The organism is Actinoplanes campanulatus (genome assembly GCF_014647795.1).
GTDB lineage: Bacteria > Actinomycetota > Actinomycetes > Mycobacteriales > Micromonosporaceae > Actinoplanes > Actinoplanes campanulatus.
This window is the reverse complement of the sequence record NZ_BMPW01000016.1, coordinates 36,284-49,610: the sequence shown is the minus strand read 5'-3', so window position 1 is coordinate 49,610 and position 13,327 is coordinate 36,284. Positions and strand designations below refer to the sequence as shown.

At 73.1% G+C, this 13,327-nt stretch carries 8 protein-coding genes; 5 read left to right on the top strand and 3 right to left on the bottom strand.

What is annotated here, in order from left to right; all coding sequences use genetic code 11:
• Positions 1-16: 16 nt before the first annotated feature.
• Complete coding sequence (gene eccCa / locus IEZ13_RS28170) at positions 17-3,958, bottom strand: type VII secretion protein EccCa (protein ID WP_183224438.1); 3,942 nt, start codon at positions 3,956-3,958, stop codon at positions 17-19.
• Positions 3,959-4,086: 128 nt separating this feature from the next.
• Here eccCa and eccD point away from each other — a divergent pair, with 128 nt between their 5' ends.
• Positions 4,087-5,508: a type VII secretion integral membrane protein EccD gene (gene eccD, locus IEZ13_RS28165; RefSeq protein WP_183224340.1), complete on the top strand. Its 1,422-nt coding sequence runs from the start codon at positions 4,087-4,089 to the stop codon at positions 5,506-5,508.
• 115 nt (positions 5,509-5,623) lie between these two features.
• Here the strand turns inward: eccD and IEZ13_RS28160 are convergent, their stop codons facing one another.
• Positions 5,624-6,133: an inorganic diphosphatase gene (locus IEZ13_RS28160; RefSeq protein ID WP_183224342.1), complete on the bottom strand. Its 510-nt coding sequence runs from the start codon at positions 6,131-6,133 to the stop codon at positions 5,624-5,626.
• Positions 6,134-8,284: 2,151 nt separating this feature from the next.
• Positions 8,285-8,452 (bottom strand): hypothetical protein, encoded by a 168-nt coding sequence (locus IEZ13_RS46870; RefSeq protein WP_229795124.1) that lies wholly within the window; start codon positions 8,450-8,452, stop codon positions 8,285-8,287.
• A 681-nt stretch (positions 8,453-9,133) separates the two neighbouring features.
• On the opposite strand from IEZ13_RS46870, the gene dacB reads away from it, so the two are divergent.
• The 4 genes from dacB (at position 9,134) to hpt (ending at position 13,276) form a co-directional block, all read left to right on the top strand.
• Positions 9,134-10,567, top strand: a complete 1,434-nt coding sequence (gene dacB, locus IEZ13_RS46865; RefSeq protein ID WP_229795122.1) for a D-alanyl-D-alanine carboxypeptidase/D-alanyl-D-alanine endopeptidase — start codon at positions 9,134-9,136, stop codon at positions 10,565-10,567.
• Between the two features lie 52 nt (positions 10,568-10,619).
• Positions 10,620-11,660: a zinc-dependent metalloprotease gene (locus IEZ13_RS28150; RefSeq protein WP_183224346.1), complete on the top strand. Its 1,041-nt coding sequence runs from the start codon at positions 10,620-10,622 to the stop codon at positions 11,658-11,660.
• 1 nt (position 11,661) lies between these two features.
• Complete coding sequence (tilS, locus tag IEZ13_RS28145) at positions 11,662-12,636, top strand: tRNA lysidine(34) synthetase TilS (RefSeq protein WP_183224348.1); 975 nt, start codon at positions 11,662-11,664, stop codon at positions 12,634-12,636.
• A 64-nt stretch (positions 12,637-12,700) separates the two neighbouring features.
• Positions 12,701-13,276: a hypoxanthine phosphoribosyltransferase gene (gene hpt, locus IEZ13_RS28140; protein WP_183224351.1), complete on the top strand. Its 576-nt coding sequence runs from the start codon at positions 12,701-12,703 to the stop codon at positions 13,274-13,276.
• The last annotated feature ends 51 nt before the right edge of the window (positions 13,277-13,327 follow it).

Here is a 13,327-nt window from a genome sequence, read left to right as displayed (position 1 = left end):
GAGAGTCTGTCGATTTTTAGGAATCGCGAAAAGGTGGTCGGTGAGCCAGCTGAATCAAGCGGGTACCCTCACGCCGTGTGATCAAACGACCACGTCCAGGTGGGAGATTCGCCGGACGGACGTTGCCGATGAGCGCGCCCTCGTCCGGCGCGCCGGACATCACGAGACCCGGTGCGGACAGTTCGCGCAGGCGCTGGATCACCGGCTCGAAGAGGGCCCGCCCCGCGCCACCGGACCGGCGGGTCAGCACCAGGTGCAGGCCGATGTCCCGGGCCTGGGGGAGGTATTCCAGCAGCGGCAGCAGCGGGTTGGTCGGCCCGGCCACCACCAGGTCGTAGTCGTCGACCAGGACGAACAGCTCCGGGCCGGTCCACCAGGACCGGTCGCGCAGCTCTCGGGCGGTCACGTCGGGGCCGGGCAGCCGGCGTTGCATGTACCCGGCGGCGGACAGGATCAGGTCGCTGGTCTGCTGGGCCTGCATGCCGTACCCGATCCGGTGTTCCGACTCGGGCAGGTCCATCAGGCTGCGCCGGTAGTCGACCAGGATGATCCGGGCCTCCTCCGGCCGGAACCGTGAGGTGATCGTGGTGGCCAGCGCCCGCAGGAACGACGACTTGCCGGCCTCCGCGTCACCGAAGAGCAGGAAGTGCGGGTCGGACGCGAAGTCGATCTCGACAGGCCGCAGGTCGGCCTCGGCGATGCCGATCGGCAGCCGCAGGCCGGTGCCGCCATCGACGGGCAGGTCGCCGTACGGAACCGAGGCCGGCAGCAGGCGCACCCGCGGCGCGAGCGGCCCCTCCCAGGCCGCCGCCACCGCCTTGACCAGGCCGGTGGTCTCCCCGAGCGTGCTCACCTCGGGCCGCACGGTGAGCAGGTGCAGGCCCCGGTTGCGGTCGGTCGGGTGCTCGATCACGCCACGGCCGGGCGTCTGGTCCGGCACCGCCTGCGCGGCCCGCCGGTTGATGATCGAGTCGGACGGGTCGCCGAGCCGCAGCTCCAGCCGGGAGCCGAAGAGATCCCGGACGGCCGGCCGGAAGTCCATCCACCGGGAGGCCGCCGCCACCAGGTGGATCCCGTACGACAGACCGCGGGTGGCCAGGTCGGTCAGGACCGGCTCCAGTTCCTCGAACTCCTTGCGGACCGTGGCCCAGCCGTCGACCACCAGGAACACGTCGCCGAACGGGTCGGAACCGCCCGCCCGCCGGCTCCGGTACGCCGCCATCGAGTCCACCCCGAGCTCGGCGAACCGGGCCTCCCGCTGGGCCAGCAGGGTCACCATCTCGCCGACCGTACGCCGGACACCCTCCGCGTCCAGCCGCCCGAACACCCCGCCCACATGCGGCAGGTCCCGCAGCGTGCCGAGCGAGCCACCGCCGAAGTCCAGGCAGTACACCTGCACCTCGGCCGGCGTGTGGGTCAGCGCCAGACCGCAGATCAGGGTCCGTAGCGCGGTCGACTTGCCGCTCTGGGTGCCGCCGACCACCGCGACGTGCCCGGCCGCGCCGGCCAGCTGCAACCACAGCACGTCACGCATCTGCTCGCGCGGCTTGTCGACGACCGCGATCGGCACCTGGAGGCGACCGTGCAGTGCCGGGTTGGTGAAGGCCAGCCCGCGCCCCGGGATCACCCCGCCCGGGCCGAGCAGTTCGTCCAGCACCTGGGACACCTCGAGCGGCGGCAGCCACACCTGGTGTGCCGGCGGGCCCTGCCCGACCAGCCGGTCGACGACCACATCGACCAGTTTCGGGCCCTCCGGCTCGGCGGCCGGCTTCGGCTTGGGCGTGGTGGCCGGAACCGCCACGTGCTGCGTGGTCCACGGCAGCACCCGCAGGTCGGCGTGATCGGTCGTGCCGACGCCCCGGCCGGCCCGGCGGATCGCCCCGCCCACGTAGACGCCCTTGAACCGGATCAGCGGCTCGGTGCCGAACTTCAGATAGCCGTAACCGGGGGAGCGGGGCAGCTCGTGCGCGTCCGGCACGCCGAGCACCGCCCGTGACTCCAGCGCCGAGTTGGTCCGCAGGCCGATCCGGTACGACAGGTGCGTGTCCAGGCCGCGCAGCCGCCCGTCCTCCAGCCGCTGGCTGGCCAGCAGCAGGTGCACGCCCAACGACCGGCCGAGCCGCCCGATCTGGAGGAACAGCTCGATGAAGTCGGGCTTCTCCTTCAGCATCTCGGTGAACTCGTCGACGATCACGAACAGGGTCGGCAGCGGCGCCAGCGGGGCGCCACCGGCCCGGGCGCGGTCGTAGTCGTACAGCCCCGCGTAGTTGCCCGCCTTGGCCAGCACCTCCTGCCGCCGGGCCATCTCGCCCTCCAGGGCGTCGGCCATCCGGTCCACCAGGGGCAGCGCGTGCTCCAGGTTGGTGACCAGCGCGGCGGTGTGCGGCAGCCGGTCCATCGAGGCGAACGCCGCGCCACCCTTGAAGTCGATCAGGATGAAGTTGAGCACCTCGGACGAATGGGTCGCGGCGAGTGCCAGCACCAGCGTCTTCAGGATCTCCGACTTTCCCGAGCCGGTGGCGCCGATGAGCAGGCCGTGCGGGCCCATGCCGTCCTGGGCGAACTCCTTGATGTCCAGCTCGACCGGCACCCCGTCGTCGCTCACGCCGATCGGCACCCGCAGCCGGTCCCGCGGCGCGCGGACCGGCCACCCGTGCGCCACCGAGTAGTTCTCCGGGTCGGCGATGCCGAGCAGCTCGGGCAGCCCGGTCTCGGCCGACGCGGTCGGGGCGCCGCCCGGATCGGGGGCGGTGGCGAGCCGCAGCGGCGCCAGCCGCCGGGCCACCGCCTCGGCCTCCGCGACGGTCAGGCCGTCCGCCCGGCCCACCTCACCCTCGTGATCCATCGTGTAGGTGCCGAGCATCCCGTCCGACCGGACCTCCAGGACCAGCGCCGACCGGTCCAGCAGCCGGGGCGGCGCGGTGTCCAGGTCGATCACGGTCAGCCCGTCCAGCGCGTCGTCGAGCCGGGTGTTCGCCGGCTCCGCGCCGTCCACCACCACCAGGACGTGCGGCACGCTGCCGGCGCTCTCGCCGGGATGGAACCGGGGCCGCGAACCGATCACCTCGTCCAGCAGCTCGGCCAGCCGGGGCTCGTCACCGGCCACCAGCCGGACCGGACCCAGCGCGTCGAACTGGCTCGGATGCTGCGCGTGCGGCAGCCACTTGACCCACTCCCACCAGCCGCGCGCCTCCTGCCCGGCGCAGACCGCGATCACCAGCTCGTCCGGCCCGTGGAACACCGCGAGCTGGGTCAGCACCGCCCGGACCAGGGCACGCGGCCCCTCCGCTCCGGGCGCGTTCCCGCGGATGTAGACCCGGGAGAACCCGCGCAGCGACATCGCCACCGGCAGGTCGGGCACCACCGAGTACGCGTCCAGGAACCGGCGCAGCGCGCCCGCGGTCATCGGCTCCAGCTCGTCCAGCGGGCGGGCGACCGGCGGCACCAGCGGGGTGGCCAGCGTCTGCGGGCCCAGACCGACGCGGACCACGCCGAAATCCGGATCCCCGCCGCGCCGCTCCCACAACCGGTGGCTGCCCACCGTCGACCAGAGCCGCTCCGGGTCGGGATGGCGGTAGAGCAGGCCGGTCCGCTGCCGCTGGGCGGTGTCCCGAGCCCGCTTGCGCAGCGCCGCGAGATGGCGAAGGTACTCCCGGCGGGCGGACATCATCTCCGCCTTGCGCGGCGCACCCGAGGCCCCGAACGAGGTGGTCAGCATGGCCAGCGAGGAGACCCCGAAGAGGCCGCCGATCACATACGAATACGCCCCGCCGCGGCCCTGCCCCATCATCATCGCCATGGCCAGCGTGCCGCCCAGCATCGGCAGCGCCATCAGCCACTGCTGCCAGCGGGCCGCCACCTGCTCCGGGATCTCCGGCGGCGGATCGACGCTCAGCGGGTCGGACGGGATCTCCGGCGCTGGCCTGCGGGCCGCACGCCTGACCATCACGGTGCCCACATCCGCTCCCTCGACCGGTGACCAGCCCCGGCCATCTCGGGACTTCACGACCGGCCCATGCTAGGTAAAGTTCCGTCGATCCCGCAGCCTCGACCACGGTTGCTGTGGACGAACGGAAGGAATTCCTGGTGAGCGTCGGTCTTGCCCGTGTGACGATCAGCGCACCGCACCGTCGGGTCGACGTGGCGCTCCCCGAGCAGGTCCCGCTGGCCGAGCTGCTGCCCGAGGTGCTCCGGCACGCCGGCGAGGGCCTCGCCGACGAGGGCGAGAAGCACGGCGGGTGGGTGCTCCGGCGAGGCGACGGTGTCGCGCTCGCCACAGCTCAGGGCCTCCACCCCCAGGGCGTACGCGACGGCGAGGTGCTGCATCTCGTCCCGGCCGGCGACGAGTGGCCGGAGCTGGAGTACGACGACGTCGTCGAGGCCATCGCCGAGGGCGCCCGCCGCCGGGGCGGTGTCTGGACACCGGCCGCCACCCGGACAGCGACCCTGGCGGCGGCCGCCGTCCCGCTCGCGCTCGGCCTGCCCGCCCTGCTGCTCAGCGGACCGGACGGGGAATTCGCCGGGATCGCCGGGCTCGGCGTGGCACTGCTGCTGGCGTTCACCGGCACCATCGCGTCCCGGGCGTACGGCGACGGCCGGGCCGGGGTCGCCCTCGGTGGGTACGCGCTGCCGTACGCCTTCGCCGGCGGCGCGATCCTGATCACCTCCGGCGACGGTGGCGGCGTGCTCACCCCGCTGCCCTGGCTGGGTGGACCGGAACTGCTTGCCGGATCGGTCGCCGTCCTGCTGGTGTCGGCGCTGGCCGGGGCCGGTGTGGCGGCCGGGGCACGGTTCTTCACGGCCGGCGTGACGGTCGGCCTGCTGGGCGCGCTCACCGCCGCCACCGGGCTGTTCACCGACGCGGCCGGCGGAGCCGCGGTGCTGATCTCGGTGCTGGTCTGCGGGATCGGGGTGCTGCCGCTGCTCGCCGTGCGGTTCGGGCGGGCCCCGCTGCCGCCGGTCAGCCTGCCGCCCGGCGTCGAGTCGGCGGTCCCGGACGGGCAGTCCCGCCCCGGTGCCGACACGGTCCGTCAGCGACCGCAGCGGGCGGCCGTGTTCGCGGCGGTCGAGCGTACCGATGAACTGCTCGCCGGAATGCTCCTCGGCCATGCCGTCCTGGCGGCCGGCGCCTACGCCGTGCTCGCCACCGCGGGCACCCTCTCCGCACGCATCCTGCTCGCGGTCAGCGCGGCCGCGCTGCTGCTTCGTTCCCGCCTCTTCGTCACCTGGCGGCATCGGGTGCCGGTGCTGGTCGCCGGCCTCGCCGGTGGCGCCGCACTCGGCGCCGACCTGCTCACCGGCGCCGGCGACGCCCTGCCCGCGGTGATCGCGGGAGCCGTCCTGGTCGCGCTGATCACGGTGGGGGCCGGAGCCCGGTACGCGAGCCGCCCGCCGTCGCCCTACCTGGGCCGTGCCGCCGACTGGCTGGACGCCCTCACGGTGGTCTCGGTGATCCCGGTGGCCTGCGCGGTGACCGGCCTCTACGGCGCGGTGTCCGGCCTGGCCTGACGCCCGTGTGAGCTATCTCTCCGGGGTCCGCCGGCTGGGACACCCGGTAAGACGACCGCACCTGCGGGGCGGGCCCACAGGTGCGGTCGGTCAGCGGTCTCGCGGGAGCGATCGATCAGTGCTCGCCTTCGCCCTCGGCGGCCTCGGCGGCCTCGGCGCGCTTGAAGGAGGCCCGGATCTCGGCCTCCGCCTCGATCCGGCCGGTCCAGGTCGCGCCCTCGACCGACTTGCCCGGCTCCAGGTCCTTGTAGACCGTGAAGAAGTGCTGGATCTCCATCCGGTCGAACTCGCCCAGGTGGTGGATGTCGCGCAGGTGCTCCTGACGCGGGTCCTCGTAGGGAACGCAGAGCACCTTGTCGTCGCGGCCGTGCTCGTCGGTCATCCGGTACATGCCGATCGCGCGGGCCCGGACCAGGCAACCGGGGAAGGTCGGCTCCTGGATCAGCACCAGCGCGTCCAGCGGGTCGCCGTCCTGCCCGAGGGTGCCCTCGATGTAGCCGTAGTCCGCGGGATACTGTGTCGCGGTGAAGAGGGTCCGGTCCAACCGGATACGTCCGGTCTTGTGGTCCACCTCGTACTTGTTGCGCTGCCCCTTGGGGATCTCAACCAGAACGTCGAAATCCATTATTCGCTCCCCTTTTGCTTGCCCGCTTGAATAGACCGGTCCGCCGGGCAGGGAAGCGGGGCTGGATGCAGGGGCCCGCAGGATCCGCGCGCGACGGTGTGCCGGATGTCGCTAGTCTCCCCTAAGTCTGACGCCACGGGTGAGGAGGGGCGTGTGACGAGGCAAGATTCACATGACGGTCCGGAGGGACGCGGCGTGTCGGATGCGCAGCCCAGCCCCGAAGAGGGTATTGGATTCGCTGGTCCGCCCGGAGTATCTCCGGCATATCCGGATAAATCGGGTGTGACCGATCCCTCATCCGCTCCTGGGGCCCCCTCGGCCGGCCGTGCCGTCGTTCCGCCCGCGGACCCGGGCGCCCGGGTGCCGTTCCCCTGGCAACAGGAGAACGCTTCCGCCCCAACTTCCCCGCCCTCCGCGCCGGCTCCGGGTCAGGCTTTCCCGCCGACCGCGCCGGCTCCGAGTCAGGCATCCCTGCCGTCCGTGCCGATTCCGGGCCGGGTTTCCCCGCCGTCTGCGCCGGCTCCCGGCCGGGCGAGCATTCCGCAAGCACCGTCCGGCGGCCCTTCGCCCGCCGGACCGGCACCCACCTCCGGGAGCGCATCGATTCCCAAGGCATCTGCGCCCGGCGAGGAGTCCGGCCGGTCACCCGCAAACCCACACCCATCTGGTACGGCCGGACGGCCGCCCACACCACAGGGACCCGCCGCCGGCCGGACTCCAGACATGGGTCACCCATCCACGCCTGGTCAGATGCCGACGGCCCCTACGTTTGGCCACGCTTCCGCGCCTGGTCAGTCGTCCGTGCCTGACCAGTCTTCCGCGCCTGGTCAGCCGATCTCGCCCGGTCATCCGTCGGTGGCTGGTCGGTCCCCCGCGCCTGGTCAGCCGCTCGCGTCCGGTCAGTCGTCTGTGGCGGGGCCGGCGGCCACATCCGGGCAGGCCCATGTGCCTGGTCAGCTTTTCGCGCCCGGACAGGCGCCGGCGACAGGCACAGCCTCCTCGGCCGGTTCGGGAGGTGGGGCACCGAGGGCATCCGGAGCCGGAGAGGTGGCCGGTCCGCCAGCCTCGATGACCGACCTCACCGCCTTCCTCCCCGGGGCCGCGCCCGCCCGAATACCCGCTTCGCCCGCGCCTGGGCCGGGAATCGTGCCGCAGCCGCCGTCCTCAGGGATGGCCCGGCCCGCGCAGCCGTCGCCTTCGGGTCCGGCGGGCGGCCCGCAGATGCCTTCGACCGCGCCGGCAGGTGCCGTGCAGATGCCTCCGGCCACACAGACGGGGCAGGCCGGGCCGGGAAGTGTTCCGAGGCCCGAGGCCGCGCCGTCCGGATCGATGGCACCGAACTTCTTCACCGGGGCTCAACCCGGTCATCCGAGCGTTCCTCCGGCCGCCGTGCCGGGGCACGCACCTTCCGCGGCACCGGAATCCGGGCCGACCCTGCCGGGTGGCCGCGATGAAGCCGCGGTGCCGGGTGGGCGACTTCCCACGGCGCCTTCCGGCGAGTACCCGCCCAGCGGCCCGGGACCGATCGGCAACTGGCCGGGCCACCGCCCCGACCAGGCCGAGGATCGGCCGGGCCAGGGTTCGGCAGCGCAGCCCCAGGCTGAGGCGGAACCCGGCACCACCCCTCAGCCCGGCACCACCCCTCAGCCCGGCTTGACCCCTCAGCCCGGCTTGACCCCTCAGCCCGGCTTGACCCCTCAGCCCGGCTTGACCCCTCAGCCCGGCTTGACCCCTCAAGCCGGCTCGACGCCGGCGCGACCGGACCGTGCCGCGGTTCCTCGGAGCGAGGGCCCGGGCCAGCCCGGGGAGCCGGCCGTGCGCGGTGCCTGGGCGGCTGGACCGCCCGTGCACGGTAATCCGGCCGGCCGCGCTTCGGATGATGCGCAAACCGCGAATCCGGACCACGGTGGCGTTTCGAACCGGCCGACCGATCTGGGGCAGGCCGGGGCACCGAGGCGCCCCGCTGATCTGAGTCAGGTCGCCGGATCGGGCCGTCCTGGGAGCGGACAGCCCGGGACTCATGGACGTTCGACCGGCTCCGCTCAGGTCGGCGTTCAGGGCCAGCCCGCCGATCCGCGTCAGGTCGGCGTTCCGGGCCAGCCCGCCGATCCGCGTCAGGTTGGCGCCTCAGGGCAGCCCGCCGATCATCGTCTACCTGGCGATCTCCGTCTGCCTGGCGATCCTCGTCAGGTCGGTGACCCGGGTCAGCCCGGCGATCACCGTCAGCCCGGCGATCCCCATCTGCCTGATGATCTCCGTCTGCCTGGCGATCCCCGTCAGGTCGGCGGCCCGGGTCAGTCTGGCGATCCCCGTCAGCACAGTGGGCAGGGGACGGCCGCGGTGCCGGGTCGATCTGAGGTCGGTCACGCCCCTGTGCCGGGCTGGTCCGGAGCCGGTCAAGCCGCTGTGCCCGGCCGGCCGAGCGAGGGGCAAGGCGTGGACCTGGGGAAGACCGCCGACTTCGGGCGGGCACTCGATCCGGGTAGGACCGCTGATTTCGGGCGGGCACTCGAGCCAGGGAAGCCATCCGATCTCGGGAGGGCGCCCGGCTCCGGGGCCGCCGCCGTTCCGGGCCCGGAGAACGACCCGGGACGTACCGCCAACCTGGGGCAGATCGTGAGCCGGGCCCCTGCTCCGGGCCGCTCCGTGGATCCGGACCGGACCGCAAGCCTCGGGCTTCCCACCGGCGGAATCGCACCCCCGCCGGGCGCACCCGGCGGGACCTCGCCCCGGGACAGTGGACCCGCGGCCAGCGGACCCTGGACCGATGGGCCGGGTCATGGTGGGCCAGGGCTTGGTGGGCCGGGACGCGGTGGCGGGGAGAGCGGCCCGGGGGATCCGGGCGGCTACGGGCGCGCCTCCGTGCCGTTGAACACCGCCTCGGTGGGTGCCCCGCCGCGTGGAGCGCAAGCCGCACATCAGCCCGGCGCGGGCGTTACGGCCGGGACCGGCGACGGCGTCGCTCCGGACGAGGCGGTGCCCCGAAAGTCCCGTACAAAAATGGTGTCCGCTCTTGTGATCTTGACGCTGTTGGCGGGGGCGGCGGCAGTGGGTCTCGTGGTGCGGCCCGGGCCGGTCGACGAATGGCTCGGCGCCGAACCGACCGCCGCGCCCACGACGGCGGCCCCCACCCCGGAGCCGACGCCGACGCCGGTGTTGCTGGCGGCCGAGGCGGACGGCGCCGCACCGGACCCGGCGGCCGTCAAGGCGGCGCTGGATCCGCTGGTCAACGCGTCGGCGCTGGGTTCCACCGTGCACGTCCAGGTGGTCGACGCGGTGAGCGGGACGGTGCTGTACGAGCGGAACGCCGACAAGATGACCACCCCGGCCTCGACCACGAAGGTGCTGACCGCGGCGACCGTGCTGGCCGCGCGCGGGCCGGCGCACCGGCTGGAGACCCGCGTGGTGGCCGGGGAGCGGCCCGGCGAGGTGGTGATCATCGGCGGCGGAGACCCGACGCTGGCGGTCGAGGAGGACGACAAGGACCTCTTCCCGGGGGCGGCCCGTCTGGACGATCTGGCGGCGCAGGTGAAGAAGGCGCTCGGCGGCACGAAGCCGACCCGGGTGACGGTGGACACCTCCCTGTTCACCGGGCCGGAGACGGCGACCGGCTGGGGCAGCGGGGACATCGCGGACGGGCAGGTGGCCCGGATCCAGCCGCTGATGGTCAACGCGGGGCGGATCGAGCCGGTGCACAACGAGTACGGCGGGGATCCGCGGCATTCGGATCCGGCGCTGGCGGCCGGCAAACTGTTCGCCAAGATGATCGGCGTCCCCGCGTCGGCGGTGGCCAGGGGAGAGGCGCCGGAGACGGCGGCCGTCGACCCGTCGGCGTCGGCGGCGGCCTCGGCGACGATCGCCCCGGGTGACGAGCTGGGCAAGGTGGAGTCGCCGCCGATGGTGCAGATCGTCGACTGGATGTTGCAGCAGAGCGACAACGTGGTGGCCGAGGCGCTGGGCCGGCAGGTCGCGCTGGCGGCCGGCGAGGAGCCGAGCTTCAAGGGTGCGGCCACCGCGATGACGGACCAGCTGACCGAGTTGGGCCTGCCCGCCGAACTGGCCGTCCTCAATGACGCGAGCGGCCTGTCCAACCGCAACACCATCGCCCCGGAGCTGCTGGTCAAGACGCTGGCGCTGGCCGCCGGCACGGATCAGCCGGCGCTCAGCAACATCTTCAACGGCCTGCCGGTGGCCGGCTGGTCCGGCACTCTGGAGACGCGGTTCGCCACGCCGAGCGCCAACGAGACCGCGCAGGGCATCGTCCGGGCCAAGACCGGGTCGCTGAGCGGGGTGAACACCCTGGCCGGCGTGCTTGTCACCCGGGAGCGGCGGCCGCTGGTCTTCGCGATCATGGCGAAGGGCGGGGCGAACGCGATCACGGCCCGGGCCGCGCTGGACGACATCGCCGCCCGGTTGGTCGCCTGCGGCTGCTGATCCGGGGTTTCACCGGAGTGCGCTATGGAGCCGCGCGGGTACGGTGGGCTGCATGGCGCAGTTCGTTGACTGGGATCTGGCCGCCGCGACCGCGGGCGCGCTGTCGAAGACCGGCCCCGCGGTCTCCTTCGAGGAGGCCACCCAGGTGGTGTCCGAGCTGCGGACCCTGACCGACGAGGCGGCCGTGCACGTGGCGGCCTACACCGGTCTGATCGCGCAGACCGACGTGCCGCCGGTCCGTGTGGTGGACCGGCGGGACTGGGCCCGGGTGAACATCACCGGTCTCCAGAAGGTCATCGGCCCGCTGGTCAGCCGGTTGTCCGGGGACCGGGAGCCGAGCCCGTTCGCCGACGCGATCGGTTCCCGGGTGACCGGCGTGCAGGCCGGCACGGTGCTGGCCTACCTCTCCGGCCGCGTCCTCGGGCAGTATGAGGTGTTCTCCGGCGAGCCCGGCCAGTTGCTGCTCAACGCGCCGAACATCGTCGAGGTGGAGCGCAAGATCGGCGCCGACCCGCGGGACTTCCGGCTCTGGGTCTGCCTGCACGAGGTCACCCACCGCACCCAGTTCACCGCGGTGCCGTGGATGCGCGGCTACTTCCTCGGCGAGGTGCAGGCGTTCGTCGACGCGTCGCAGGGCAGCGAGCACATCCTGGAGCGGCTGCGCCGGGGCGTGGCGACCCTGTCCGAGGCGCTGCGCGACGAGGAGAGCCGGGTCTCGATGCTGGACGTCGTCCAGACTCCCGCCCAGCGGGCCGTGCTGGACCGGCTGACCGCGCTGATGACACTGCTGGAGGGGCACGCCGAGTTCGTCATGGACGGCGTCGGTCCCGAGGTGATCCCGACGGTCGAGTCGATCCGGGCGAAGTTCAACCGCCGCCGGGAGAGCGGCAACCCGCTGGAGAAGGCGGTGCGCCGGGTGCTCGGCATCGAGGTCAAGATGCGGCAGTACGCGGAGGGCCGCAAGTTCGTGCACGGTGTCGTCGAGCGGGTCGGCATGGACGGCTTCAACCGGATCTTCGAGTCCCCGCTCACGCTGCCCCGCCTGGAGGAGCTGGGCGACCCGGACGCCTGGGTCACCCGGGTGCACGGCTGACATGGCCCGGATCCCGCCGCCGGTGGCGGCCGTCCGCACCGCCGTGCGCCGTGGGCTGGCCGACCTGCCGGGTGACGCGCTGGTCCTGGTGGCCTGCTCGGGCGGGGCGGATTCGCTGGCGCTGGCGTCGGCGGCCCAGTTCGTGGGTCGTCGGGTGGGCCTGGTCACGGTCGATCACGGCTTGCAGGAGGGCTCCGACCGGCGGGCCCGGTCGGTGGCCGCCTGGGCGCGTGACGCCGGCTTCGACCCGGTGCGGATCGCCACGGTCTCGGTGGCCGGCCTGCCCGGCGGCCCGGAGGCGGCCGCCCGCACCGCGCGGTACGAGGCGCTGACCACCGCCGCCGCCGACCTGGGCGCGGCCGCCGTGCTGCTCGGTCACACCCGCGACGACCAGGCCGAGACGGTGCTGCTGGCGCTGGCCCGCGGGGCCGGCCCTCGTGGACTGTCCGGGATGCCCGGCCGGCGGGGGATCTTCCGGCGCCCGCTGCTGGACGTGGCCCGGGCGGACACCCGCAAGGCCTGCGCCGCCCTGGGCCTGGCCCCGTGGGAGGACCCGCACAACACCGACCCGGCGTACGCCCGGTCCCGGGTGCGGTCCGCGGTGCTGCCGGTGCTGGTCGACGCGCTGGGCCCGGGCGTGCTGGGCAACCTCGCACGGACCGCGTCCCTGGTGGCGGCGGACAACGAGGCGCTGGACGAGCTCGCCGGTCTCGCCCTGGAGTCGGCCCGGTCACCGAGAGGGCTGTCGGTGCGGGCGCTCGCCGGTCAGAAAGCGGCGATCCGGGGGCGGGTGCTGCACCGCTGGGCGCGGGAGCTGGGGGCGCCGGGTGCGGCGCTGGGGTTCGGGCACGTGGTCGCGATGGACGCTCTGGTGACCGATTGGCACGGTCAGGGAGCGGTGCATCTGCCCGCCGGGATAGGTGTGGCTCGCCACATGGACGACCTCGTACGGGTGGTTCCGTCCTATATCAAGTGAGGCGTCCCGTTCGGAAACTGGCCCCGTTGGCCTAACGGTAACTTCCATACGGCAGGCTAGGCCCATGGCTGATGGCTCTTGGTACGACACCGACATCGACCACGTGATCATCTCGGAGCAACAGATCCGGGAGAAGATCGACGAACTTGCCAAGCAGGTGTCGGTGGACCACGCCGACGCCGACGGTGGCATCCTCCTGGTCTGTGTGCTGAAGGGTGCGGTCATGTTCATGGCCGATTTCGCCCGCGCGCTGGGGAAGCACGGTCCGTCGACCGAGATGGAGTTCATGGCCGTCTCGTCGTACGGGCAGGGCACCACCTCCTCGGGCGTGGTGCGCATCCTCAAGGACCTGGACCGGGACATCGCCGGCCGGCACGTGCTCGTCGTCGAGGACATCGTGGACTCCGGTCTGACCCTCTCCTGGCTCATGAAGTACCTGGAGTCGCGGCAGCCGGCCAGCGTCGAGGTGGTGGCCCTGTTCCGCAAGCCGGACGCGGTCAAGGTGCAGGTTCCGGTGCGGTATGTGGGCTTCGACATCCCCAGCGAGTTCGTCGTGGGGTATGGGCTGGACTTCTCCGAGCGCTACCGGGAGTTGCCGTACGTCGGGGTCTTGAAGCCCGAGGTGTACGCCCGTAGCTGAACCGCTTTCTCAGCGTGTTCTCAGTATTGGTCGTTATGGGCGGTTTTGCAC

Bases quoted from the DNA above. Each gene is read 5' to 3' on its own strand.
- dacB (WP_229795122.1), top strand. From the start codon at position 9,134: ATGGTGTCCGCTCTTGTGATCTTGACGCTGTTGGCGGGGGCGGCGGCA.
- tilS (WP_183224348.1), top strand. From the start codon at position 11,662: ATGGCCCGGATCCCGCCGCCGGTGGCGGCCGTCCGCACCGCCGTGCGC.
- IEZ13_RS28150 (WP_183224346.1), top strand. From the start codon at position 10,620: ATGGCGCAGTTCGTTGACTGGGATCTGGCCGCCGCGACCGCGGGCGCG.
- hpt (WP_183224351.1), top strand. From the start codon at position 12,701: ATGGCTGATGGCTCTTGGTACGACACCGACATCGACCACGTGATCATC.
- IEZ13_RS28160 (WP_183224342.1), bottom strand. From the start codon at position 6,133: ATGGATTTCGACGTTCTGGTTGAGATCCCCAAGGGGCAGCGCAACAAG.